21 protein-coding genes and 1 pseudogene are annotated in these 25,486 nt (G+C 66.1%); 10 read left to right on the plus strand and 12 right to left on the minus strand.

What is annotated here, in order from left to right:
- Positions 1–22: 22 nt before the first annotated feature.
- Positions 23–997, minus strand: coding sequence for an NUDIX hydrolase (locus QZZ29_RS03780; RefSeq protein ID WP_291381476.1), 975 nt, complete (start codon positions 995–997; stop codon positions 23–25).
- Positions 994–3,162 (minus strand): RNA degradosome polyphosphate kinase, encoded by a 2,169-nt coding sequence (locus QZZ29_RS03785; RefSeq protein WP_291381598.1) that lies wholly within the window; start codon positions 3,160–3,162, stop codon positions 994–996. The genes QZZ29_RS03780 and QZZ29_RS03785 overlap by 4 nt, the downstream gene beginning before the upstream one ends.
- A gap of 297 nt (positions 3,163–3,459) precedes the next feature.
- On the opposite strand from QZZ29_RS03785, the gene QZZ29_RS03790 reads away from it, so the two are divergent.
- A complete protein-coding gene (locus QZZ29_RS03790; RefSeq protein ID WP_291381477.1) occupies positions 3,460–4,170 on the plus strand; it encodes a phosphatase PAP2 family protein in 711 nt (236 codons plus the stop codon).
- 72 nt (positions 4,171–4,242) lie between these two features.
- Here the strand turns inward: QZZ29_RS03790 and QZZ29_RS03795 are convergent, their stop codons facing one another.
- On the minus strand, positions 4,243–5,625 hold the full coding sequence (locus QZZ29_RS03795; RefSeq protein WP_291381478.1) for a mercuric reductase: 1,383 nt from the start codon (positions 5,623–5,625) through the stop codon (positions 4,243–4,245).
- Positions 5,626–5,915: 290 nt separating this feature from the next.
- On the opposite strand from QZZ29_RS03795, the gene QZZ29_RS03800 reads away from it, so the two are divergent.
- The 4 genes from QZZ29_RS03800 (at position 5,916) to QZZ29_RS03815 (ending at position 11,460) form a co-directional block, all read left to right on the plus strand.
- Positions 5,916–7,505, plus strand: coding sequence for an ABC transporter substrate-binding protein (locus QZZ29_RS03800; protein WP_291381600.1), 1,590 nt, complete (start codon positions 5,916–5,918; stop codon positions 7,503–7,505).
- A gap of 94 nt (positions 7,506–7,599) precedes the next feature.
- The gene (locus tag QZZ29_RS03805) at positions 7,600–8,673 is read left to right on the plus strand and encodes an ABC transporter permease (RefSeq protein ID WP_291381479.1); all 1,074 of its coding nucleotides are present in this window, start codon (positions 7,600–7,602) and stop codon (positions 8,671–8,673) included.
- Between the two features lies 1 nt (position 8,674).
- Positions 8,675–9,766 carry an ABC transporter permease gene (locus tag QZZ29_RS03810; protein ID WP_291381481.1) on the plus strand — a complete coding sequence of 364 codons (1,092 nt, stop codon included), beginning with the start codon at positions 8,675–8,677 and terminating at the stop codon, positions 9,764–9,766.
- Complete coding sequence (locus QZZ29_RS03815; RefSeq protein ID WP_291381482.1) at positions 9,763–11,460, plus strand: ABC transporter ATP-binding protein; 1,698 nt, start codon at positions 9,763–9,765, stop codon at positions 11,458–11,460. The genes QZZ29_RS03810 and QZZ29_RS03815 overlap by 4 nt, the downstream gene beginning before the upstream one ends.
- A 13-nt stretch (positions 11,461–11,473) precedes the next feature.
- Here the strand turns inward: QZZ29_RS03815 and QZZ29_RS03820 are convergent, their stop codons facing one another.
- Positions 11,474–11,947 carry a GNAT family N-acetyltransferase gene (locus QZZ29_RS03820; RefSeq protein WP_291381484.1) on the minus strand — a complete coding sequence of 158 codons (474 nt, stop codon included), beginning with the start codon at positions 11,945–11,947 and terminating at the stop codon, positions 11,474–11,476.
- 193 nt (positions 11,948–12,140) lie between these two features.
- Between QZZ29_RS03820 and QZZ29_RS03825 the strand changes: the two genes are divergently transcribed.
- Positions 12,141–12,371 (plus strand): hypothetical protein, encoded by a 231-nt coding sequence (locus QZZ29_RS03825; RefSeq protein WP_291381486.1) that lies wholly within the window; start codon positions 12,141–12,143, stop codon positions 12,369–12,371.
- A gap of 12 nt (positions 12,372–12,383) precedes the next feature.
- On the opposite strand, the gene acs is transcribed toward QZZ29_RS03825, so the two are convergent.
- Complete coding sequence (acs, locus tag QZZ29_RS03830) at positions 12,384–14,405, minus strand: acetate--CoA ligase (protein WP_291381488.1); 2,022 nt, start codon at positions 14,403–14,405, stop codon at positions 12,384–12,386.
- A gap of 119 nt (positions 14,406–14,524) precedes the next feature.
- Here acs and QZZ29_RS03835 point away from each other — a divergent pair, with 119 nt between their 5' ends.
- From QZZ29_RS03835 to QZZ29_RS03850, 4 genes are all read left to right on the plus strand, one after another.
- Positions 14,525–14,776: a helix-turn-helix transcriptional regulator gene (locus tag QZZ29_RS03835; protein ID WP_291381489.1), complete on the plus strand. Its 252-nt coding sequence runs from the start codon at positions 14,525–14,527 to the stop codon at positions 14,774–14,776.
- Positions 14,773–16,032: a type II toxin-antitoxin system HipA family toxin gene (locus tag QZZ29_RS03840; protein WP_291381491.1), complete on the plus strand. Its 1,260-nt coding sequence runs from the start codon at positions 14,773–14,775 to the stop codon at positions 16,030–16,032. Before QZZ29_RS03835 ends, QZZ29_RS03840 begins: the two co-directional genes overlap by 4 nt.
- Before the next feature lie 74 nt (positions 16,033–16,106).
- Positions 16,107–16,313 (plus strand): hypothetical protein, encoded by a 207-nt coding sequence (locus tag QZZ29_RS03845; RefSeq protein WP_291381493.1) that lies wholly within the window; start codon positions 16,107–16,109, stop codon positions 16,311–16,313.
- 3 nt (positions 16,314–16,316) lie between these two features.
- Positions 16,317–16,901, plus strand: coding sequence for a type II toxin-antitoxin system VapC family toxin (locus tag QZZ29_RS03850; protein ID WP_291381495.1), 585 nt, complete (start codon positions 16,317–16,319; stop codon positions 16,899–16,901).
- Between the two features lie 571 nt (positions 16,902–17,472).
- Here the strand turns inward: QZZ29_RS03850 and QZZ29_RS03855 are convergent.
- From QZZ29_RS03855 to QZZ29_RS03885, 7 genes and pseudogenes are all read right to left on the minus strand, one after another.
- Positions 17,473–18,489: a type IIL restriction-modification enzyme MmeI gene (locus QZZ29_RS03855; RefSeq protein WP_366479011.1), complete on the minus strand. Its 1,017-nt coding sequence runs from the start codon at positions 18,487–18,489 to the stop codon at positions 17,473–17,475.
- Positions 18,472–20,130, minus strand: a pseudogene (locus tag QZZ29_RS03860) (DNA methyltransferase); the annotation flags it as partial. The gene QZZ29_RS03855 and the pseudogene QZZ29_RS03860, both read right to left, overlap by 18 nt.
- An 81-nt stretch (positions 20,131–20,211) precedes the next feature.
- A complete protein-coding gene (locus QZZ29_RS03865) occupies positions 20,212–20,472 on the minus strand; it encodes a hypothetical protein (protein ID WP_291381499.1) in 261 nt (86 codons plus the stop codon).
- A 93-nt stretch (positions 20,473–20,565) separates the two neighbouring features.
- Complete coding sequence (locus QZZ29_RS03870; RefSeq protein ID WP_291381501.1) at positions 20,566–22,065, minus strand: hypothetical protein; 1,500 nt, start codon at positions 22,063–22,065, stop codon at positions 20,566–20,568.
- Between the two features lies 1 nt (position 22,066).
- Complete coding sequence (locus QZZ29_RS03875; RefSeq protein WP_291381502.1) at positions 22,067–22,609, minus strand: sigma-70 family RNA polymerase sigma factor; 543 nt, start codon at positions 22,607–22,609, stop codon at positions 22,067–22,069.
- 217 nt (positions 22,610–22,826) lie between these two features.
- Positions 22,827–24,281 (minus strand): hypothetical protein, encoded by a 1,455-nt coding sequence (locus tag QZZ29_RS03880; protein WP_291381504.1) that lies wholly within the window; start codon positions 24,279–24,281, stop codon positions 22,827–22,829.
- A gap of 337 nt (positions 24,282–24,618) precedes the next feature.
- Positions 24,619–25,486 (minus strand): hypothetical protein (locus tag QZZ29_RS03885; protein ID WP_291381506.1); only part of this gene is annotated, 868 nt, incomplete at its 5' end.

Raw genomic sequence — 25,486 nt, forward strand, 5'->3', positions numbered from 1 at the left:
TCATGCCCGCGCCCGCCGCCTGTTACAGCCCGGGTCTGAGCAGATGGGTCTCTACCGCGATCACGCGCGGCTGGCCCTCGTGGTCGATCACGTGGGCGATCAACACTCCTCCCGCAGGCAGGTACGGCATCGTGCGCGGCAGTGCACCCCGCGTCTTTGATGACGTGTGTTCGCGCAGGACCTTGACGATGGTCGGCAGCGTGGGTCGGTGCACGCTCACTACTCGGTCGCGCTTCTTGCCCAGCAGCTCCCTGAAGGCCTTTGCGGTGCGTTCCGGCTGCTTCGCATGGGCCGGCTCGGTGAACGAAGCGATGGTGCGGATCGGCAGGCCGGCGGCCTCGGCGTAGGGCTCCAGTGTCTGGAGGCAACGCAGTGCGGGTGACGAGGTGACTTTGGACGCGCCGAACGCGGCAAACAGGCCCACCAGTTCGCGCGCCCGCACCTTGCCGCCCTTGGTGATGGGGCGCTCAAGGTCGTTGTCCCTCCAGGCCTTGCGTCGCTTGGCGCGGGCGTGGCGGGTGAGAATCAGCACGCGACTGCGCAGCCTGCCGGCCTCGTACTCGTCGATCAGTCGTTCGAGTGGGCGAAGGTCGTCGTGGAACGTGATGAGGTGCCGCGCCTCATCAACCGTCAGCCACTTCACGCTGTCGATCTCATTCTTGGAGGCGTCCTTGACCGCCTCCCGCGCGAGGGCCGCGGGCGACTCGGGCGAGATGACGTGCGCCGCCCAGTACCGCACAATTTTCACCTTGCCGCCGGCGATGGGATAGCGCAGCGTGGGCAGCGGCTGGCCGAGCTCGATCACCTGCCCGGTCTCTTCTGCGACTTCGCGAACCGCACACGCCGGCAGGGTCTCCCCGATGTCGAGTTTGCCTTTGGGCCACGACCAGTCGTCGTAGCGAGGACGGTGCACGGCGAGAATCTGTAACTCGCCCTTGCGCACGCGCCACACCAAGGCGCCCGCGGCAAGAACGGCCTCGGCGGGTTCTACTTTCACTTGCGCTGGGTCCTGCGTTGGGTCCTGCGCTCGGGCTGGCGCTCAATGAACATGGTCTGCAGGTCGCGGAGCGGGGCTTCCACGGTGCCCTTCGCACGCTCCCAGGACCCGTCAGCGCCGAGCTCCCAAGCCGACACATCGGCCGCCATGGCCACGTCGATATTCTCGATCAGCGATTCCCGTTGGGTGGGGTCTGAGATCGAGATGAGCGCCTCGATGCGGCGGTCCAGGTTGCGGTGCATCAGGTCTGCCGAGCCGATGTACACCACCGGCTCGTCTTCGCCGTGGAAGGCGTACAGGCGAGAGTGCTCCAGGAACCGACCCAGCACCGATCGGATGCGGATGTTCTCGCTGAGCCCGGGCACTCCGGCGCGCATGGCGCAGATGCCGCGGACCACGAGGTCCACCTTCACGCCCGCCTGTGACGCGCGGTACAGAGCGTCGATGATCCGTTCATCCACCACCGAGTTGAGCTTGAATTTGACCCAGGCCTCCTTGCCGTCGCGGGCACGGTCGGCCTCGGCGTCGATCAGGTCGAGGAGCCCCGCGCGCACCGACGTGGGCGCGACCATGAGGCGGCGGAACTTGGCCTTGGGGGCGTAGCCCGACAGCTGGTTGAAGAGCTTGGTGAGGTCCGAGCCGACGTCGGGGTCCTTGGTCAGGAGGCCGTAATCCTCATACAGCCGCGCGGTGCGAGGGTGGTAGTTGCCGGTGCCGATGTGGCAGTAGCGGTGCAGGCCGTCGTCCTCCTGGCGTACCACCAGCAGGAGCTTGCAGTGCGTCTTCAGTCCCACAAGCCCGTACACGACGTGCACGCCGGCCTGCTCGAGTTTGCGCGCCCACGAGATGTTGCGCTGTTCGTCGAACCTTGCCTTGATTTCCACGAGCGCGAGCACCTGCTTGCCGTTGCGCGCGGCCTCGATCAGGGCGTCGACGATGGGCGAGTCGCCCGACGTGCGGTACAGGGTCTGCTTGATGGCGAGCACCTTGGGGTCGGTTGCCGCCTGGGCCACAAACGCCTGCACCGAGGTGGAGAAGGAATCATAGGGGTGGTGAAGCAGCACGTCGGAGCGGCTGATCGCCTCGAAGACGTTCTGCTCGTCGGCCGTCTCCACGGGCGCCAGCTTGTGGTGCGTGGTGGGCCTAAACGCGGGGAACTGCAACTGCGGCCGGTCGAGGTCGGCGATGACGTCGAGCCCGCGCAGATCCAGGGGGGCGGGCAGGTGATAGACGTCTGAATCGGAGATGCCGAGCTCGCGCACCAGCAGCTCCCTCACCTTGGGGGAGAGGTCCTCGGCCACCTCGAGCCGGACCGCGGGGCCAAAGCGGCGCCGCAACAGCTCTCGCTCCATCGCCTTGAGGAGGTTTTCGGCGTCGTCTTCCTCGACCTCGACGTCCTCGTTGCGCGTGACCCGGAAGGTGTAGTGGTCGACCACGTCCATGCCGGGGAACAGGTAGTCCAGGTGGGCGCCGATGACCTCCTCGAGCGGCACAAAGCTGCGCGGTTCATCGGACAGGACCGACGCGTCGGTCACCTGAGAGGCTTTGCCCTTGGCGTCGACGCTGAGGAATCGGGGCAGCGTCTCCGGCACCTTGACGCGGGCGAAGTACTCCTTGCCGGTGTCCGGGTCCCTGATCTCCACCGCAAGGTTGAGCGACAGCCCCGAGATGTAGGGGAAGGGGTGTGCGGGGTCGACGGCGAGCGGCGTGAGCACCGGGAAGATGTCGGACCGGAACAGCTTGCGCAGGCGCCCGCGCTCAGGTTCCTCAAGGTCGTCGTGCCTGACCAGCGTGATGCCCTCGGCGGCAAGCGCCGGCCGTAGGCGATCGTGAAACTCGTCGGCGTGACGGTCCATGAGTTCATGGGCGTTCTCGGTGAGCAGCTCGACCAGGCGCGTGGGGCTGAGCCCCGTGGCGCTCGGCACCGCGAATCCGGCCGCGATGCGGCGCTTGAGGCCCGCCACGCGCACCATGAAGAACTCGTCCAGGTTGGACGCGAAGATCGCGAGGAATCGCGCGCGCTCCAACAGCGGCGTCGACTCGTCTTCCGCGAGCTCCAGCACCCTTTCGTTGAATGCCAGCCAGCTGAGTTCGCGGTCAAGGAACCGGTCCGCGGGCAGGCCGGTGGGCGCCTCGTGACTGGGCTTCAGCGGATTCGGCAGCATGGGCACGGGGAACGTTTCTTCCGACGCCACGACGGTGAGGGATTCCATGTGCGGGTCCGCCGGCGGCGGGTATCCGGAGGCGAGGAACGACCCGTCGGGCGACATGGCGACCCCGTCCGTCAGCTCATAGTCCGCGTCGTTGACTTCGGGCACGGCGATGTCGTCCTGCTGAGGGTCACCTGGCATGACCCCATCGTGGCATGTTCGCGCGGCCCGTGGCGAGAGGCTTCTTGGCGGACGGCCTGGCATGACGGGCGACGCGCGTGGCCGCGGGGATGGCGCGCCTACGCTGGGACGATGATTCGGGACATCTTCTATCGCATCCCGTCGCCCACGATCCGGGCGTTGTTGCCTGGGCTGCTGCTCACGGCAGCGGGCGCGTTCGCCTTTTGGCGTGTGCTCGATCATTTCCTCGACCGCGACGACATCTACCTGCTCGACCAACCCGCCTTGAACTGGCTTGCCAGCATCCGCGAGGACTGGCTCACCGCGGTGCTCACGTGGATCACCAACGCCTTCGGGCCGGGGATTCTGCCCATTCTGGTGGGGGTCGCCTGTGCCGTGTGGGGCAAGGTCTCGGGCGGGTGGCGAGACCCGCTGTTGCTGGTGTCGGCGATGGCGATGTCGACCGTGATTGCCGTGGTGGTCAAGATGATCGTCGCCCGGCCGCGCCCTGCAGGCAGCCTGCAGGTGATCCCGAGACTCGAGGCGTCCTACTCGTTCCCCTCGGGCCATACCGCGGGTGCAGCCACGCTGGTGCTGGTCGCCGCGTACCTGCTGTGGCGGCATCGCCGCAACGGCCGCTCGCTCGCGTGGTGGCTGGTGGCGTCGACGGGGATCATCGCGCTCGTGGGAGGTAGCCGCCTGTACCTGGGCTACCACTTTGTGACCGACGTGCTCGCGGGCGTCTGCCTTGGAGTCGTGACCCTCGGTGTGGTGGTGGCCGCCTCGCGCCGGCTTGACCTCAGACAACGGCGCGCGGCCGCCGCGCCGCCTCCTCCTGCCTAGCCGGGCAGGCGGAGCGGATCGCCGCAATCGACCCCGGGTCCATCGGAGTGGGTTCTCGCCGGGCCGCGGAAGTTATGCGGGCTCGAGGCCCCCGTAGATGGTCGGCAGGAACTCCGCCACGGTGGGGTGGATCGGGAGCCAGGTGGCGAGGGCGGATGCTGGAGCGTCGACGTGCATCAGCAAAGACACGGCCTGAATGACCTCGTCGCCGTGAAGGCCAAAAAACGCCGCTCCCACGACGCGATCCGCATCGGCGTCCACCACGAGCCGCATCTTTCCGGGGCTGATGCCATCGAGCACGGCTCGGGTCAACGACGCCATTTCGTAGTTGCCGACCGTGATGTTCAGTCCGGCCTCGCGGGCCTGGGTCTCGGTCATGCCCACCCGTCCAAGTGGAGGGTCGGTGAACAGCGCATAAGTAGGTATGCGTCCCGCTACTGATTGGTCACCTCCCGCCAGATGGTCCGCGAGAATCTCGTGGTCCCGGTAGCTGGTGTGAGTGAAGGCGCCCCGGCCGTTCACGTCGCCCACCGCGTAGATGCCCGGTGCTGACGTGAGGAAGTGCTCGTCCGTGGCGATGTAGCCGCGCTTGTCGGTCTTCACGCCCACCGTGTCCAGGCCGAGGTCGTCGCTATTGGGGACCCGTCCCGCCGCAACCAGCAGGCGATCGCCAGCAAGGCGTTCACCGCTCGCCAACGCCACCACCACGCCGTCGCCGTCGGCCTCGACGCTGTCGATCTGAACGCCGGTGCGCACGTCCAGGCCCTCGTCGCGCAGCATCTGGGCGATGGCATCGGACATGTCGGGATCTTCGCGGGCGATCACGTGATCTCCGTGCTCCAGGATCGTCACCCTGGAGCCAAAGCGCGCCCACACCTGGCCCAGTTCCAGGCCGATGTACGAGCCGCCGATGACGATGAGGTGCCCGGGGGCCTCCTTGAGGTCGAGCAGGGTGTGGTGGTCCAGGTAGTCGACCGCGTCCAGACCCTTGATCGGCGGGGGCACGGAGCGTGCTCCCGGGTTGAGAATGACGCGCGCAGCGGTGACGGTGGTGTCGTCGAATGTCACGAGGAAGTGATCGCCGTCCTTGCCGGTCAGGCGGGCACGCGCGGTGACGTAGCTGATGGTCTCGTGGTTCTCGTAGTAGTCGGTCGCGCCGTCGCGCCAGGCGTCGATGATGGCGTCCTTGCGGTCGATCGCCTCGGCCATGTTCACGGAGACGCCCTCGACATGGACGCCGTAGGGAGCGGCGGTGCGGGCGGCGTGGGCGGCGTGGGCCGATGCCCGCAGAGCCTTGGTGGGCCGGCAGCCGTCGTTCAGGCACGTCCCGCCAAAGGGGCCCTCCTGAAAGATGGCGACCTTCTCGCCACGGGCGTCGAGCTTGGACGCCAGGAACGGGCCTGCTTGGCCACCGCCGATGACGATGGTGTCGAACTCTGTGTGATGGAGGGCCATGTGTAGGGAAGCGTGCCGGGGGCCGGGAAATTCCCCTCGACGACAGCATTTCCGCTTATACCAGCAAAGATCACGATTTGGACACGGCAAGCGGCACGCGACAGACAGATTGTTGCGGGAATGTAAAAAAAATCTCGTCGACCGGTGTGGTGTGGAGCAATTGTGCTACCAAGGAAGTTCGCACCACTGTCGTTCGCTCGCGCGACGACCATCCTTGAGAGAAGGTACGTATTTTGCTTTCGCGAAACCACCGCCGCGCAGCGCTCGTGTCCAGCATCGCCATCGCGACGCTGACCCTTGCCGCTTGCTCGAGCAACAATTCAGACTCCGGCTCCAGTGGCGACTCCAGTGGGTCCATCGTCATCGGCACCACCGACAAGATCACGACGATCGACCCGGCTGGCTCGTACGACAACGGCTCGTTCGCAGTGATGAACCAGGTGTTCCCGTTCCTGATGAACTCTCCGTACGGCACCTCCGACGTGGAGCCCGACATCGCCGTGTCCGCCGAGTTCACCGAGCCGACCGCATACACGGTCACGCTGAAGCCCGACCTCACGTTTGCCAACGGCAACCCCCTCACGTCCTCCGACGTGAAGTTCACGTTTGACCGCCAAATGGCGATCTTCGAGTCCGGCGCCGACGACGGCAATGGTCCCGGCTCGCTGCTCTACAACCTGGAAAGCGTCGACGCTCCCGACGACACCACGGTGGTCTTCAACCTGAAGTCGCCCAACGACCAGATCTTCCCCCAGATCCTGTCCAGCCCCGCAGGCCCGATCGTCGATGAAGATGTCTTCGCGGCCGACGCACTGACGCCGGACGCCGACATCGTCGCCGCCAACGCCTTCGCCGGCCCGTATGTCATCACGAGCTACGACTTGAACAACCTGGTGAGCTACGCCGCAAACCCGGGCTACGAGGGCGTACTCGGCGCCCCCAAGACCTCGGTCATTGACGTCAAGTACTACGCCGAAGAGTCGAACCTCAAGCTCGACGTTCAGCAGGGCAACATTGATGTGGCACACCGCTCGCTGTCGGCCACCGACATCGAGGACCTGCGCGGCGACGAGAACGTCAAGGTTGTCGACGGTCCTGGCGGCGAGATCCGCTACATCGTGTTCAACTTCGACACGATGCCCTATGGTGCGACGACTGCCGACGCCGACTCGGCCAAGGCCCTCGCCGTGCGCCAGGCGGTCGCCGATCTCATCAACCGCGAGGAGATCTCGACTCAGGTTTACCGCGGCACCTTCACGCCGTTGTACTCCTACGTTCCCGCCGGACTGACCGGCGCGACCGAGTCCCTCAAGGGGATGTACGGCGATGGGTCTGGCGGACCGGATGCCGACAAGGCCGCTGCAAGGTTGGCAGACGCGGGCGTGACCACGCCCGTCGAGCTGAACCTGCAGTACAACCCTGACCACTACGGTGGCGGCTCGGCCGACGAGTACGCGTTGGTCAAGGACCAGCTCGAGTCGAGCGGCCTGTTCACGGTCAACCTGCAGTCCACCGAGTGGGTGCAGTACGCCAAGGACCGCACCGCGGACGTCTACCCCGCCTACCAGCTGGGTTGGTTCCCGGACTACTCCGACGCCGACAACTACCTGGCGCCGTTCTTCCAGATCGACAACTTCCTGGGAAACCACTACGTGAACCAGGACGTCACCGACATGATCCAGGAGCAGGCGGTCACCGTTGACCCCGCCGCCCGCACCGCTCTCATTGAGCAGATCCAGGATGCCGTCGCCGCCGACCTGTCCACCGTGCCGCTGTTGCAGGGCGCTCAGGTGGCGATCACTGGTGCCGACATCTCGGGCGCAGAGGACACCTTGGACGCCTCATTCAAGTTCCGCTACGGCGCCCTGTCCAAGGGCTAGTCGCGATGCGTGGGGGGACCGGGCAACCGGTCCCCCCACGCTTTCGCGTTTGCGCTCCCTGTAGAGTCCCCACGTGGACATTGAGGATCACGGTATGACCACGCCCGTCGTCGCGGACGCACCGGAAGCGAGCTCCAAGAAGTCCGGGGGCTCGCTTGTGCGCTATCTCGTGGTGCGGGCGCTCCTGATCATCCCCACCGTGTTCATCCTTGTCACGACCGTGTTCGTGCTGATGCGCGCCACGGGCGACCCGATCACGGCTTCGCAGGGCGGAAGGTTGCCCGCCGACCAGCTCGCCGAACGCATCCATCAAGCGGGCTACGACCGTCCGATCCTCGTCCAATATGTCGACTACCTCGGCGGCCTGCTGACCGGAGACTTCGGCACGACGCTGTCCGACCGCCGCCCCGTCACCGAGGTGCTCACCCACTTCGGTGGTGCGACGCTTGAGTTGGCGGCGTATGCCCTCATCGTCGCCTTCCTGATCGGGATCCCGCTGGGACGAATCGCCGCCTACCGCCGGGACAAGGCCCCCGACGCCGTGCTTCGCATCGGCGCAATTCTGGCCTACGCGACGCCGGTGTTCTTCGCCGGACTGCTCCTGAAGCTCATCTTTGCGGTGTGGCTCAACGTGCTTCCCGTGGCGGGCAGAGCGTCCACGCGCACCGAACTCGACTTGCACAAGCTCGACAATCCGACGGGCATCTACATCATCGATGCGGTCCGCACCGGCGACCCCGACATCGTGTGGGACGTCCTCCAGCACGCCGTGCTTCCGGCGGCCGCGCTCGGTCTCCTCACAGCAGGTGTGTTCCTGCGGTTGGTGCGGACCAACGTCATCTCAACATTCGGCGCGGGGTTCGTTGAGGCCGCGCGCTCTCGCGGCGTGTCCGAACGGCGCCTGCTGCGCAAGCACGCCTACAAGCCCGCGCTGATTCCCATCATCACCGTCATCGGCCTCCAGATCGCACTCCTGCTCAGCGGCGCGGTACTGACCGAGACCACGTTTGAATGGAAGGGCCTCGGCTTCCAACTGGCCCAATACCTGCAGGCGCGGGACTTCGTGGCCGTCCAGGGCATCGTCGTACTGCTCGCGGTCATCGTCGCGGTGACCAACTTCATCGTCGACGTCATCGCCGCGCTCATCGACCCCCGGGTGAGGTACTGACATGGCACGGGCTTCCCACCCCGCCACCGAGACCGAGGTCCACCACCGGTCCCGGTGGTCGCGCGTGCCGATCGTGTCCCACCTGCGTGTAAGCGTCGGCCTGCAGCGCGGCATGCTCATCGGCGGGCTGGTGCTGACAGCGATCTTCCTGCTCACCGCTCTCTTCGCGCCGCTGCTCTCCCCGCACGGCTTCAGCCAGTTGCGGGACGAGAGCGGAGCATTCGGCGCCCAGCAGCCGCCCTCGAGCGAGCATTGGCTCGGCACGACCCAAGGCGGACTCGACGTGCTGTCGCGACTCATCTGGGGTTCGCGCACCGCGCTCTACGTCATCGTCGTCGCGGTCATCGCGTCCCTCTTCATCGGCGTCGCGCTTGGTTTGATCTCCGGCTATTTTGGCGGCTGGCTCGACCGGGTGATGATCGTGATTGCCGACGCCGTGTACTCCTTCCCTTCGCTGCTGCTCGCCATCGTGTTGGCCATCGTCATCAGCGGGGGACAGTCGAGCATGTGGGGAGGAATCTTCGCGGCCGCGTTATCGATCAGCGTGATCTTCATCCCACAGTATTTGCGGGTGACGCGCGCCGAGGTGGTGCGCATCAAGTCCGAAGCCTTCGTGGAGTCCGCTCGCGTGATGGGCGCGTCGAACTTCCGGATCATGACCAAGCACGTGCTGCGCAACTCCACTCGCACCCTGCCGCTGATCCTCACCCTCAACGCTTCGGAGTCGATCCTCACGCTGGCAGGGCTCGGCTTCCTGGGCTTTGGCATCGAGCAGACTGAGGCCGCCGAATGGGGCTACGACCTCAACAAGGCGATCTCCGATGTCACGAGCGGCATCTGGTGGACCTCGGTGTTCCCCGGCGCGGCAATCGTGCTGGTGGTGCTCGGCCTCACACTGGTCGGGGAAAGCCTGAACGACCTGGCCGATCCGCGGCTGCGCAAGCGCGTCGCGGGGGCCGAGCCCGTCGAGGACCTGGGCGAGGACCTGGGCGTGGACGGCCAGCAGGAACCCACCACTGGGCAGGGGTCGACCCCCTCGCAGGAGTCGACTGACCCGCCGGACCCCCCCACCCCGCGAGAGGGGACGCCATGAGCGACGTCGTCGAAATCCGCGACCTCGCGGTGACGTTCCAGACCGACGCGGGACCGGTGCGCGCCGTGGACGGCGTGAGCCTCGCCGTGCACCCTGGCGAGGTGCTCGCGATCGTGGGCGAGTCCGGCAGCGGCAAGACCGTGACCGCGAAGACCATTCTTGGCCTCTTGCCCGAGACCGCGACCGTGCGCGGTGCAGTGCTGCTCACGCGCAGGGACGGCGCGAGCGACGGCGACATCGTCACGATGTCCGGTTCTCACTTGCGCGAGGTGCGCGGGCGCGACGCCGCGATGGTGTTCCAGGAGCCGTCGACCGCGCTCAACCCCGTGTTCACCGTCGGCTGGCAGATTGCCGAGGGCCTGCACGCGCACCAGAAGATCTCGAAGAAGGATGCGCGGATTGCCGCGATCGACGTGATGCGCCGCGTCGGGATTCCCGATCCCGAGGTGCGCGTCGACCACTACCCTCACCAGTTCTCAGGCGGCCAGAAGCAGCGCATCGTCATCGCGCAGGCGCTGGTGCTCAAGCCCGGCGTGATCGTCGCCGACGAGCCCACCACCGCTCTCGACGTGACGGTGCAGGCCGAGATCCTGGACTTGCTGCGCCGAGTCCGCGACGAGTTCGGCACGGCCATTGTCCTGATCACCCACAACATGGGAGTCGTAGCCGACCTCGCCGACCGGGTGGCAGTGATGTACCAGGGCAAGTTGGTGGAGCAGGCCGACGTCCGTACGCTCTTCAACTCGCCCAAGGACCCCTACACGAAGCAGCTTCTCGCCGCAGTCCCGCGCATCGGCGAGGGCCTCGCGCGGGCTCACGAGCGGGCCGCCGCTCGACCCGAGGGCTGGGACGATCACACGCCCGTGGTCCAGGCCAAGAGCCTCCGGATCACCTATCCCGGTCGCTTCCGGCAGCCCGACTTCGTGGCCGTGGACGGCGTCGACCTCCGCATCCGTCCCGGCGAGATGCTGGGACTTGTGGGCGAGTCCGGCTCTGGCAAGACCACCATCGGCCGGGCCATGGCGGGCCTCACCCGGGTCTCCGGCGGCTCGCTCACGGTGCTGGGTGCCGAGATGCACGGGATGCGCGAGCGGAATTTCCGCCCCTTGCGGCGCCGCATCGGCTTTGTGTTCCAGGATCCTGCGACGAGCTTCAACCCCCTGCTCACCATCGCCGAGTGCGTGGCCGAGCCGCTGGTGGTGCATGGCGAGGCCGAGAACGCGGCCGACGCCCGTGCGAGGGTCGACGAATTGCTTGAGGCCGTGCAGTTGCCCACCTACTTCCGCGAGCGCTACCCCCACGAACTGTCCGGCGGGCAGCGCCAGCGGGCGAGCCTCGCCCGGGCGATCGCACTCAACCCCGAACTGCTCATCGCCGACGAGCCGACTTCCGCGCTCGACGTATCCGTCCAGGCGCGCGTGCTCGACCTGTTCGATGAATTGCACCGCGAGCTGGGCTTTGCGGCCCTGTTCATCAGCCACGACCTTGCGGTGGTGGACATGCTCGCAGATCGCATCGCGGTGCTCCACCGCGGCAAGCTGGTCGAGGAGGGCACGGGCGACGAGGTACTCGGCTCGCCGCGCGAGCCGTACACCCAGCGGCTCCTGGCCTCGCTACCGGTGCCGGACCCCGATGCGCAGGCCGAGCGCCGCGCAGTGTGGGAAGGATTGAGGGCGGCCGACGAGGCTCTTTAGCGGGGGCGACTCTCTAGCCCGGTTCGCCGGAAAGGTTCAGCGTGTAGAAGCGCGAGTGAGGGTCCGCCACGTAGGTATCGAATGGCGCACACTCGGTGAAGCCTTGGCGCTCGTAGAGCCGGTGGGCGGGCGCGAAGAAGTCCTGCGTGCCCGTCTCGAGGCTCACGCGCGTGTAGCCCGCCTCCCGCGCGATCTCGACCAGGAGGGTCAGCACGGCGGCGGCAATCCCGCGCCCGCGAGCGGCCAAGGCGGTGTGCATCGACTTGATCTCGCCGTGGGCATTGCCCAGGTCCGCGAGCGCGCCTATGCCGAGCAGCGTCCCGTCGTCGTCCCGTGCCGCCAGGAAAGTGATGTGCGGCGCGCGTAATTCGCCCGCGTCAAGTGCGTGGCAGGACTCGGGAGGCGCCGTGTCCCTCGTGACCGCGAGGTGCTGTTCGAGCAGCGCGACGACGTCGGGCGTGACCGGATCCTCGCGCTCGATTCTCACAAGGGAAGTGTGGCATGAGGGCGACGGTGTTGGGCCTCAAACGTGTGAGAGGGACTCTGATGGCAGAGGGCGCGGCGCGTCGAAGGGGGTTAGCCCGGTATGAGCTGGCGACGCACGGTTACGATCAGGTAGCGATCACCCGCATTGGCGCGGGCAGGCGCTGCGACCACTGCGTAGATAGGGGAAGCCACTCATGACGACAGAGGCAACCACGAACGGCCGTGCACGATCCGCCGACGGTCGATTCGCAAGCAAGGCAACCGTCGCCGCGGCCGTTGCCACGACGGCGGACGCGATTCCCGCCAACCTGCCCGACCGGAAGAAGAAGGACGCCAAGAAGAAGGACGCCAAGAAGAAGGCCAAGTCAAAGCCGGGCGGCAAGAAGAAGGCCAAGTCAAAGCCGGGCGGCAAGAAGAAGAAGTAGACAGCGGCCGCGCTAGTCAGCCTTGCCCTCAGCCAAGCCTGTGCGGATCGCGTCCATGACCGAGGAGTCGGCGAGCGTCGTCACGTCGCCGACCGGCCGGTTCTCGGCCACGTCGCGCAGCAGCCGACGCATGATCTTGCCGGAGCGCGTCTTGGGCACCTCGGCGACCACCAGGATGTCGCGCGGCTTCGCGAGCGGGCCGATCTGCTTGCGCACGTGATTGCGTAGCGCCGTGGTGACGGCCTCGCCGTCTTCGGGCACGTCGGCGGCGTCGGAGCGAACGATCACGAACGCGACCACTGCCTGTCCGGTGATCTCGTCGTTGGCGCCCACCACGGCCGCCTCGGCGACCCACGGGTGCGACACGAGCGCGTGCTCGATCTCGGTGGTGGTGAGCCGATGGCCCGAGACGTTCATGACGTCGTCCACGCGGCCCAGCAGCCACAGGTCTCCGTCGACGTCCTTCTTGGCCCCGTCGCCGGCAAAGTACATGCCGTCAAAGTGGTTCCAGTAGGTGGACTGGTAGCGGTGGCGGTCGCCCCAGATGCCGCGCAGCATCGACGGCCACGGTTCGGTGATGACCAGGTAGCCGCCCTCGCCGTTGCGCACCGGTGCGCCGGTGTCGTCCACCACCTCGATCGCGATGCCCGGAATGGCCGTCATGGCGGAGCCGGGCTTGGTGCCCGTCACGCCCGGAAGAGGGGAGATCATGATCGAGCCGGTCTCGGTCTGCCACCACGTGTCGACGATGGGGCAACGGTCGTAGCCAATGACCCGGCGGTACCACATCCACGCCTCGGGGTTGATGGGTTCACCCACCGAGCCGAGCAGCCGCAGCGAGCTGAGGTCGTACTTGTCCGGGATCGCCTCGCCCCACTTCATGAACGTGCGGATCGCGGTGGGCGCGGTGTACAGGATGGTGACCTTGTACTCCTGGATGATCTCCCACCAACGGCCCTCGTGTGGGGTGTTCGGCGTGCCCTCGTACAGCACCTGGGTGGTGCCGTTGATCATGGGGCCGTAGACGATGTAGCTGTGCCCGGTGATCCAGCCGACGTCCGCGCTGCACCAATACACGTCCGTCTCCGGTTTGATGTCGAACACGATCCGATGCGTGTGGGCCACGCCCGTGAGGTAGCCGCCGGTGGTGTGATAGAGCCCCTTGGGCTTGCCGGTGGTGCCGGACGTGTACAGGATGAACAGCGGGTGCTCGGCCTCGACCCAGACGGGCTCGTGGTCGGCAGGCTGCGGGTCGACCACGTCGTGCCACCACAGGTCGCGACCGTCCTGCCAGGCGGTGTCCTGGCCCGTGCGCTTGACCGTGAGGATGTGCTCGACGGACTTGCACGCAGTGGGGTGCTCGGCCGTGGGCGCGAGCGCCTCGTCCACCAGGGGCTTGAGGGCGAGGTGGGAGCCCCGCCTGTTGCCGCCGTCGGCCGTGATGACCAGCTTGGCCTCGGCGTCGTCGATGCGTTGGCGCAGGCTTTCCGCGCTGAAGCCGCCAAAGATGACGGAATGGATGGCGCCGATGCGGGCGCACGCCAGCATTGCGACCACGGCTTCGGGGATTTGGGGCAGATAGATGGCCACGCGGTCGCCCTTGCCGATGCCGATCGACTCGAGGCCGCGGGCGGCCTTCTGGACGCGCTCCAGCATGTCGGCGTAGGTGAGGGTCTGGGTGTCTCCGGGCTCGCCCACAAAGTGGAAGGCGACGCGGTCGCCGCGGCCCTCGCGCACGTGCCGGTCCACCGCGTTGTCGCACGCGTTGAGGGTGCCGTCGTGGAACCAGCGCGCCACCGGGGCGTCGGACCAGTCGAGGATCTCGGTGAAGGGCTCGTGCCAAGCCAGGCGCAAGGCGGCCTCGCGCCAGTACTCGAGCGTGTCGACCTTGGCTTTCTTGTACTCGTAGCCGGTCGCGTTGGCGTGAGCGGCCATGCCCACGAGCGGCGGAAAGATCCGCTTCTCCGTGTGCAGGTTCTCGAGCGTGTGGCGGGACGGGGCGTAGCCGCCGGGGACGTGGGCGTCGTTGACCATGGGGCCAGCCTATGACGAAGGTCCTGGTGCTCGGCAACCGCCGCGACGATGGCGATCGCGACGACGATGAAATTGTCAACTCTGACCAACATTCCGGAATGTTGATCTAGACTGACATCATGCGCGGAATCACCTCACTCTCCTCTTTAGGATCGGCCATTCGGGGTGCGCGCTTGCGCGAGGGGCTCACGCAGGCGGCGCTCGCAGAGCGGGCGGGCGTGAACCGAGCGACGGTCATCGGCGTCGAGTCTGGATCGCGCTTTGAGATCGCGACCCTGCTTGCCCTGATGAAGGCGCTGCGGTTGGAGCTGTCGCTGACGGCGCGCGATGAGCCCGGCACGTCCATTCTCAATGAGACCGACGAGCTATGAACGGGGGCCAGACGCTAGAGGTCCGCCTCTATGGCGCTCGCATCGGCGCTATCACCCAGGACAAACGCGGGCGCGTTTCGTTCGCGTACGACGCGGCGGTCGCCGACGCTGGGCCCGCAGTGTCGCTGTCGCTGTCGATGCCGCTCGGCACGCCCTCGTATGCTCCATCGCGCATCGTGCCGTTCCTCGAGGGGCTCTTGCCTGACAGCGTCGAGGTGCGCGAGGCATGGGCGCGACGTTTTCGAGTGTCGCCGCGCAACGCGTTCGCGTTGCTCAGCCACATTGGTCGGGACTGCGCGGGCGCGGTGGAGTTTGTTGCCGACGATCGACTCGACTTGGGGCCCGACACCTCACCGCTCTCGGATGTGCAGATCGGCCAGCGCCTCCGCGATCTCGCTCGGGATCCGGCGGGTTGGCAGGTGGCCGGAGAACGGTGGTCTTTGGCCGGGGCGCAGAGCAAGTTCATCCTCGCGAGGTCGCCGTCGGGGGAGTGGTGTGAGACACGGGGCACCTCACCCTCGACGCACATCGTCAAGCCGGGCATTGGGGAGTATCGCGACCAGGCGCTGGTGGAGCACGTCTCAATGCAGGTAGCCCGAGCGGTGGGGCTGCGTGCCGCCAAGACCGAGTTCCGCGAGTTCGACGGCGAACCCGCGCTGGTCGTGACGCGGTTCGATCGACGGCGCGCGCGCGACGGCTCCGTGGTGCGCGTTCATCAGGAAGACATGTGCCAGGCCCTCGCGGTGTACCCGCGCGAGAAGTACGAGGCGAGCGGCGGCCCGTCGGCCGCCGACATCGCTCGCCTGCTGCGCGACAACAGCACCGATGGCGAGGCCGACGTGTGGGAGTTCGCGCAGGCGCTCGTGTTCAACTACCTCATCGGTGCGCCTGACGCTCACGCGAAGAACTACTCGGTCATGCACGCTCCGGGCCTGACGCGCATCACGCCGCTCTACGACGTGGCGTCCGCGCTGCCGTACGACGCCGTGGGTGGCTCCGAGATCAACCAAGCGGCGATGTCGATCGGCGGGCGACGAGTGTTTGGAACGGTGCACGGACGCCATTGGGATCGGCTTGCGTCCGGGCTCAAGGTCGATTCCGGCAGGCTGCGGGATGAGGTGCGTCGCCAGGCCGACGCTATCCCGACCGCGTTCTTCCACGAACTGGACCGGGCCGACGCAGCTCATCTCAGCCAGCGCATTATGCCCAGGCTCGAACAGTTGTGCGCGTCCACCGTGACGCAACTGCGCGACTGAGACGACCCCGAGCCGTGATCTTGCCCATCCACAGGACCATAGATCTGTGAGCTCCGACGAGATACAGTCTGTGTATGGACAAGTTGAGCGCGCAGGAAAAGGCCTCACGCACCAAGCAGGCGCAGGGGTCTGCGGGTTCGCGCGTAGCGAAGGTCAATGTGGCGTCCCAGCGCACTGTTGCCCGCAGCGCGGTCACGGGCCGATATGTCGCGCCAAGCGCATCGGCGCGTCACCCGAAGGCAGTCGTCGTCAAGTCTGGCAAGAAGCGCGGTCAGGGCTAGCGGTTGTCAGGGCGCCGACCACATGCGCGCGGCGTTTACAGCCTTCGGGACTCGGACCCGCCGCCCGAGATCACCCTCGACACCTCTTTCGTCGTGGCTTGCCTCAGCCAAGCCGAGCCCTGCCACATCGAGGCATTGGGCTTCCTCAACCGGATCGTGACTCGTCAGTCTCTCGTGGTGTACAACCGTCTGCTGGAGATTGAACTCGTCGAGGTGTCATTCAAGCTCGCCATTAAGGAACGCTTTGGCAAGTTCAATCCTGCCAAGCGGCGCGACGGCAGAGTTCGGAAGCGCGCTGCGCGGCTCTCTGAAGACCTCCTCGGATCTTGGCACGACGTTCTTGAGTCGATTCCGTCGCTACGTATTGAACTCCAGGAGGTCGCCGACGGTGTCCCAGCGGCGATGGGCAAGCGGGGGCTCGCTTCATATGACGCAGTGCATGCCCTCACCGCGATCTACTCAAGCGAGGGCTGCATCGCGACCACTGACTCAGGCTTCGGATCGGTCCCTGCCTCCGACCTGACGGTCTTCATCGATCAATCGCGACTCGGCGCATGTCGTCGCCATCGAGGGGGTCGCGGCACGTGACCCTCTCGCCCACCGTGCGTTGGCACGGCGTGGGCGCGGGTGGTTCCCACCGACACGCCACGCGCACTGTGAGCGAACAATAGTCCGGAGCATCGGCCAGTGGGAGCTTGTTCACAGGAACCCTCGACTTGTCCACAGTATGGCACTACATATTGTGGAGAAAACCATCGATTGTACTAGATGTTGTGGTTTTCTTTGTTGAGCGTCGCTCCCGCCATTTACAATTGCAAGTGTGCGGATGCCCCCGCACCGCGTCAGGTCAACGAATGACCAAGAAGAGGAAGGAGGAGGAATCATGACCAAGAAGACTGGACACGCACGAAGCGCAATCACCGGTCGGTACGTCAAGCCGTCCACGGCGGCACGTCATCCCAAGACGACCGTCGTCGAGTCCCGCAAGAAGTCCGGCAAGTAGCCGGAGCTTCACGTGGAGGCCCGCTTAGCGGACCCCCACGCGAGTCCACGATCTCCGCATCCAACGGTCGCAAACTGAAGGGATGCCGGAGTGACTCAAGGCTAGTACCAACAATGGGGTAGTGCAGTATCAATACAGCACTACCCCATTGTTGCGTCACTCGAACGGCGAGTAGGGGTGCTTGCCTTCGACGATGTCGCGGTTGAGCGCGCGCAGGCGGCGCACCAGTTCGGGGCCGTCCTGGGCGATCGACTTGGGCCAGCCGTATGCGTCCGCGACCGTCTCGTCCAGGTCTTTGTGGAGCTTCTTCAGGTCCTGGAAGCCGCCCTCGTCCATCAGGTTGTAGAGCTTGGTGAGGCCCACGTTGTGCTCGATGCAGAGTGCGGAGCGGCGCTCGTACAGCGCGGCCGACGCGGCGGCGATTTTGTCGCGTTGGGGGTCCGTGGGCTCGGGCCAGGGGAAGGTCGCGAATACAGTCGTGGGGGTGTAGCGGAGGTCGCCCTTCAGGGTTGAGGACTGTGCCCATGCCCAGGCATCGTGAGCCCGTGAGAGCAGGATGCCCATGGAGTAGTCGTCATCAAAGGCGAAGACATCGGTTGCGTTGCTAGCGAGAGTTCTCGCATCGATCCATGTGATCACCAGGCGCTTCGAGTGGCCAGCTGCTGCCGCGTACCGGGGAAGGCCCTTGAGAGCGGAGCGCATCCCCCGACGGGGCTCCGCGAAGATCCACCACAAGTCACGGTAGGTCTTCCGGTTGTTCTTCTCGCGTTCGGGCCTTACGTCGCGGCGCACAATGTCTAGCGCTGCCGGGTACTTCATCGCTGTCTCGAGCGGCATGAGTCCAAAGTCGATGGTCCATCGAGAGGCAGTTTGCGTCGGGCTGTCCGCAATATCGCGGGCAGTTAGGTAGGGCTTAACGACTCCGGAATAGTCGGCGTCGGCGCGGGACCTGAGACTGAGCGCTACTTCCGCTTTGATGATGAGACCGCTTGACTTGGGGCTCGGACCTTCGAAGCATCGTCCCTTGTTGGAGTCGAGCGCCAGTGCACTCCAGTCGTCCGTCCCTACCGGTCGTAAGCTTGATGTGATTCCGAGCACCGGTTCGCCGTCAAGTTCGAACCGCTCGGGGCGGTCGCTTGGTGACTTGACCCAGTTCACAATCGAGACGTGCACCTTCGCCTCGCCCGGCCACTTCTGACTGCACACGGCATCGGTGATGATTCCGCCGTTGGCGACCACATAGTCAAGCGAGGCTTCTCGCCCCATGTTCTGCGGGATCGAGTTGGTCCCAACAAACCCTGCGCGTTGGCCCGGTGCCATGTGGTCCTGAGCCTTGCGGAACCAATACGTGCACAGGTCACGGATTCCGGTGTCGAACTGCTTGCCGAGCCACTCGACGTAATCCCCGCCCAGGGTTCCGCGAAGTTGACCTCCGCCCAAGAACGGCGGGTTGCCAATAATCGCATCCACCTGCGGCCACGCGACGCGCAACGCGTCGGCCTGGCGAACGCCCGGCAGGCTCACCAACGGGAGCGGTGACTCGGCCTCTCCGTACATGTCCATCACCTGGCGGTGACCCATCCACAGTGTCACGCGAGCGATCATCACGGCCACGCGCTAGATGTCGATGCCGTGCATGTTGGTCAGCGGCACATACGGAAGAGGTCCCGCAGGCTTGGCGACCCCCGTGATCTCCGCGAGGGTCACGATCTTGGCCTTGAGCTCGTACTCGAGCGCCCGCAGTTCCCGGTAGGCGACGTAGAGGAAGTTGCCGCAACCGCACGCGGGATCCAGCACAGTGAAGGCGCACAGCTCATCCAGCAGGTCGCGTGCAGCGGCGACGGTCGCTACCGCCGCAATCCGCTGTCGCCAGGGCCGCACGATGGTGGGCGTGACGATCTTCATGATGTCGGCCTCGTGCGTGTAGTGCGCGCCCAGCGCCGAGCGCCGCTCGGAGCCAAGCACCCCCTCCAGCAGCGAGCCGAAAATGGTGGGGTTCACCTGCTTCCAATCGAACTCCACCGCCTGCTTGAGGTGCTCCAACTCCGGCCGGGTGAGCATCGGCGAGGCGACATCGGCGAACAACTCGCCATTGACGTAGCGGGTGCCCGCGTAATCGCCCACGCGGCCGCTGTCGGACTTCTTGTTCAGCAGGCCAAAGAGGTAGTCGAACTCGCGCGTGGAGTTGAGTTGCGAATCGCGCAAGATGGTCTCCACCGCATGAGACAGCGGGAGCCCGTCGAGCAGCTTGAGGTCCTCGGCAAACATGCACCACACCAACTGCATGGTGAAACGCTGGATCTCCTCGACCGGAGCCGCGCCCCTATCCGCCATCGAGGTGTAGAGCCAGGCCACGTGCTCGGCCGCCTCGGCCGTGAGGGCACGCCGCTGTTCAGTGAAGACCGGCTCCACCTGGCCCTGCTGCAGAAACAAGAAGGCCTCGGCGCGGTCAGGAAGTTCGTCAAGAGTGAGCTTGAGGCGGGCCGCCTTGGGAAAACGCCCCGGCTCCCACACCTCAAACTCGTGGAAGTTGCACAGGATCACCCAGCGCGCGGCGGGAATGCCGTTCGCGGCATCGGACGACTCCTGCCAGTACCGGATGCGCTGGTCGTCGGCCTTCTCCAGGGGGATGCCTGGCTTTTTCATCTCGACGATGAGGTGGCTGGGCCAGTGCAGGTCCATGAAACCCGCAGAGGACTTGAAGTCCTCAAACAGAGCTCCTGCGGCCTTGCGGTCCGTTCCGTACGCGGCGAAGAGTTCGTTGAGAAAGGTCTGCGCTTCCGACCGCTCGGAGCCCCCCCGTAGGAGCCTCAACGCCTCACGAACGCTTCGAGCGCCGTTTCGATCTCGGCACCGCTACGCACAGGACCCCCTCAGATTGCACCGCATCCACGCCTACAGCAGGCGGATGGCATCCCCGGCATAGTACGTGTCTTGCATCAGTCGCTTGTGCTGCTTGGTGAGGTCGGTGATGGCCGACTCAAGCGCGAGTTCGACGTTGGCGTCGCCGCCCGCCCTGCGGACCTTGATGAGGCCCTTCTTGGCGCGCGCGATGGTGTGTTCCAAGTTGAGGAGCACTGCGGAGACCTCGCCCATCGCGTCCTCAGACGGCGAGCCCTGTTCGGAGTGATCGGGCATCGGCACAGATGCGGTCATCCTGCGCTCCTTCCGTCGGTAGACCCCAGCGTATCTCGCGCGACTGACGCAGTGGCCAGCGACGCACGAATTGTGGAGACACGCCGGCCAGCGCTAACCTTCCGCGCGGCCGCTCAGCGTGATCGAGTCCGCCGTGGTGGTGGTGCCGTCTTCCCAGTCGATGCGGAAGCCACCCTGGATCTCCAGCAGCCAGGTCACCACCGTGGGGTCGCGGTTGAGCAGGGTCCACGGCGCTTCGGTGGGCTCGGGGCACTCGGTCACGTTCTCGAGTCGAACAGACGCGTCGGGGTAGCCCTGGGTGCGGTCGATGGGCACCTGGGTGGGCGTGAACACCGGAGTGGCCGTCTGCGCTACCCAATAGCTCCCGAGCCCTTGCTCAATCAGCAGCGCCGCGGTGGCGCCCTCCGCGAGGTGCAGCGTGCCGCGGCGTTGGTTCCCGCCCCCGTACGGTTGGTCGATCAGGATCGGCACCTCGGCGCCCGCGGCGAGGTCCGCGAAACTGGGGATGTCGGTGAAGTTCGTCTGCAGCGCGCCCCCGATGTCGCCGGTAATCGCGCCGCAGGCAAGGGGCTGGGGCGTGCCCGGCTCGGTTGGGGGCGACGGGAAGCCCAAGTCGCCAAAGGTGATGGTGTGGTCAAGTGTCACGTCGACGGGTTCGGAGACCAGGGTGACATCCAGATCGTCCGAGTAGTCCGCCGGGTGGTACGGCAGCGTCAAGGAGCCAGACTCCCGGTCTAGTTGCACGCCGGGCGGCAGGGCCTCGGCGCACTGGACGGGGACAGGGCCATCCCCGCGCCCGGCATTCTCGACAGCCCTCTGACAGTCGATCGAGCCCGGGTTCCATACACCGCTCGCGCTGCTCGCCACGTAGTATCCGCTGGCCGCGAGCTCGTGTTGCGCGACCGCGGCGGCACTCGTGAACGCCTGTGACACGACGTAGACCTGGTAGCCGCCCGCCTGGAATGCGACGTCGTCGGGACTCGGCCATGCGCCGTAGTAGTCCCCGCAAGGCGCCTGCTGGAAGAGTTCCTCGTCGAGTACCGTGCCGGCGTTCCATTGGCTGCCGCGAGTCACCGTCTCGAAACCTTCGCCCCTGCTACCCCTCGCGGGGGCGTAGCCGACCACCGCGTTGTTGTAGGTCAGCACCGCGTAGCCACGGTTGATAAACGCGGGCGCGCGGTCCGGGCCGTCGTAACTCACGGCAGCCGTGATGCGCAGAATGTCGCCGGACGTTGCCTTGTCAACCGCGATCGACTGGGCGAAGCCTTGCTCCTCGGTCAAGGGGGGCGGCACCTGGTCTCCGCAGTACAGGAAGCCCGTGTCGAGGTTGGCGAAGGCGTCGGCGTCCATCGTGACGTAGCGGATCGCGTCAGGATCGGACGACGCGGGGGCATCGTCCATCCGGGCGTCCTGCACGATTCCCGCGACCACCAGTCCACCGATCGCGAGGGCGGAGGCGCCCCCGGTCACCGCCGCGTTGCGTCGCCTGCGGCGCGCGATGAGGCCCCGCGTGGAGGGCAGCGTCTCGGCGGTGCGCAGGCTCCGGGCCCGGCCGTCAACGGAGTCGGCCATCAGGTCGTGAAGTGTGGGCATGTCACTTCTCCCTTCGGAAGGCGGTCACCACGGTGACGTCGACGCGTTCGGCGTCGGGATCCGCGCCGAGGGTGTCCCGCAACGCCGCGCCGCCGTCGTGCAGGTAGCGCTTGACGGTGCCGATGGCCAGGTGCAGGCGGTCCGCCACCTGGGCCACGGTGAGGTCGTCGTAGTAGCGCAGCACCACGCAGGCCCTCACCTGGGGCGTGAGCGTCGCGAGGGCGTCGGCGACGGCGTCGCGGGCGTCGGCCTCAGGGGCGTGGTCCGGCCCGGAGTCGGCCCCCACCAGCCGATGCGCCGTACGGCGGAACAGCTTCTCGCGGCGGGCGTCGTCAATGAAGACGGAGGCGATCGCGCGGCGGACGTAGTGCTCGGCGTGCGCGGCCGAGGTGAGCCGCCGCGGCGAGGAGAACGTGCGGATCATGGCCTCCTGGACCAGGTCCTCGGCGGTGGCGCGTTGCCCGGTGAAGGCGATGGCGTAGGCGAGCAGCGCGGGGTAGCGATCTGCTGCCAACTCGTCGTAGAAGCCCTGCCACCGTGCCACGCGTTCCCCCTTGTGCCTCCATTGTGGCCCATGCCGTTGCTAGTACTACGAGCATCGGCACCCATACGGTTGTGCACCCGTTATCCGGCGCCATCGGCTTGGGGGCAGGCGCCGGTCTCTCTGCAGAAGTCCTTGCGCAGCAAAGCCAAGTCCCACCGTCGACAGCGAAGCCCCCTCTTCGGCTGGGGCGAAGAGGGGGCTTTCGTGGTGCTCGCTGTTACGCGCGCATCTTGCGGGTGAGTAGCACGACTCCGCTGGCGACAAGCAAGGCCGCAAGGGCCGCAAGCCCACCGGTGCTGCTTGAGGCACCCGTGTAGGCGAGCTCGCCCGGGGGCTGGTAGGAGTTGCCTTGCTCATCGGGGCACTCGGCCGCGGGCGTGTCAGTGAAGGTCCACGACGTTTCTCCGAGCAGGACGATGCCCTCGTCGGCGGAGGCGGTGATGGTGCGCTGACCGCCGTCCCAGCCAGTGTCCGTGTACGTCACGCCGTCAACTGCGGGGAAGCTCACGATGTCGTTGTCGGGCAGACAGACGGGCGTCCACGTGGGCGCGTAGTCGACCTCGGCGAGTTCGGTCTCGGTGGTCTCGCAGAAGGAGTCGTCCTTCACCGTCGTGGTGACTACGGGCACGCCCCTGACCTTGTCGCCAAGAGACCACCCGCCGGTGACGGTGTCGAGCTCGTACGCGCGGGTCCACGGCGTGGTCGTGATGACCGTCGTGAAGGAGCCGTCGCGGCATTGGCCCGTCATTTCCATCTCTTGGCCCGACTCCGCCTCGGGCTGGGGGGTGTAGCAGGCGGCTTGCGCGTCGCTCGACTGGTAGCCGATGGCGGAACCCGGTTCGTCATACGTGCGGCTGTCCGTGGTGGCGTCTTCGGGGAAGACGTAGCCTTCCTTGGCAGTCGCGGTCAGAGTGTTGCCCGACCACGTGTATGCGATGCCCTCGGTGTCATCGGGCTCGTCCGGAAGCTGTCCGGCGGCGTCACAGGTGGGGTCGATCGGCGTGGGGAAGCTCGGCTGCACCACCGTCCTGTCGTCGACCTCGCAGGGCACGCCGCTGTCCTTGATGCTGAACGTGGTCTGGTTGTCACCGAAGGTGTACTTGGTGCCGTCCGAGAGGGACGCGGTGATCCGGAGGGTGCCGTCGGGGTCTTTCGTCACGTCAGACCACACGATGCCGTCGGCGGGAACTCCTGCGATGGTGGCGTTGTCGGCGTCACACGGGTCGGTCGTGATGACCTCGGGGGTCACGACAGTCTTGTCGACGACCGGAGGGGTCTTGAACTCGCAGACAATCCAGTGACTGACGGCGGGAACGATCTCGTTCTTGCCGACCGGCGGAGACTGGTAGGAGACGCCAGCGAGGGGGTTGACGAACACGTTGTTGCCGTCACCGTCATCGCCGTCCGAACCACCTTTGACGATCAGAAGAGCCTGATCTGCCGTGAGCACCACGGACTTTCCGTCGTCGCTCACGGACCCGTATGAATTGGCCGTGCCGGGCGGATCAATCTTGACGCATTCACCCACGTTCGGGTACTTGGCCTGCCAGTAGTCCACCTGGTTGGCGTTAGAGGCGGAGGCGGAGGCCGCAGTTGCGCCCACGCTTGCGAAAAGGAAGCCCATGGCGACAACCGCTGCCGCCCTCATGCCCCGTGCCCTCAACTTGATCATGTCCAGTCGCTCCTCAGCTTCCACGACTGCTGCCCCTGCCCAACCGAGTCCTCATGGGTGATGACAAGGCAGGTGTGGCGAATGTCACAGTGTGGTGAAAGTCACAGTACAGGACCTAGGGCACCCCCACGAGGGAAATCTTGGCGCTTGGTGAAATCGATACACAGAGTGTGTGCGCAAACCACGTAAACGGCGCAAAGGGGGTTACTTCTGGGGCGCGCGGTATGGGTCGGCGGCCGGGACCATGACCCCGCGTGCCCGGAACCCTCGAGCAAAGCAAAGCCCCCCGCCTCCACCGAAGTGGAAGAGGGGGGCTTTGGCATTGCTTACTTCGCGGTTACCTCACTGACCGGGTCCTGAGACCCACCAGGACGGTACCGCTGGCCATCAGGAAGATCGCCAGGGCGGTCAGTCCGTTGGTGCTGCTCGATGCGCCCGTGTAGGCGAGCTCGCTCGGGGGCTGGAAGGAGTCGCCCTGTTCGTCGGGGCATTCCGCAGCGGGCGTGTCGGTGAACGTCCACGAGGTCTCTCCCCCGAGGGTGTAGCCCTCGTCGGCAGCGGCGGTGATGGTGCGCTGACCGCCAACCCAGCCGGTGTCGGTGTAGGTCACACCAGCAACGTCAGGGAAGTCCACCGTGTCGTTATTGGGCAGGCAGATCGGAGTCCACGTAGGCGCGTACTCCACCTCCGCCAGTTCAATATCAACGGGGCAGGCCACATTGGTGAAGGTGTGGCTGTACGTCGCTGTGCCGTCCTCGTTGGCAGTCCATCCGCTGGGGAGGGGGGAGTCGAGAACTTCGTCATCGCCAGGGGTGAAGGTGACGGTTTGCGTGTTTCCGTCCACCGTGACGTTGCTGTAGCGGCCGTCGTCAGGAACACCGGTGACGGTGTCGTTGTCGACGCCACAGAGGTCAGTCGCGGTGAGCGCGACAGGCAAAACCGGGGTGTCATCCACGTCGCACGCCACATTGGTGAAGGTGTGGCTGTACGTCGCTGTGCCGTCCTCGTTGGCAGTCCATCCGCTGGGGAGGGGGGAGTCGAGAACTTCGTCATCGCCAGGGGTGAAGGTGACGGTTTGCGTGTTTCCGTCCACCGTGACGTTGCTGTAGCGGCCGTCGTCAGGAACACCGGTGACGGTGTCGTTGTCGACGCCACAGAGGTCAGTCGCGGTGAGCGCGACAGGCAAAACCGGGGTGTCATCCACG

This window comes from Demequina sp. (assembly GCF_016278765.1).
Classification (GTDB): Bacteria; Actinomycetota; Actinomycetes; order Actinomycetales; family Demequinaceae; genus Demequina.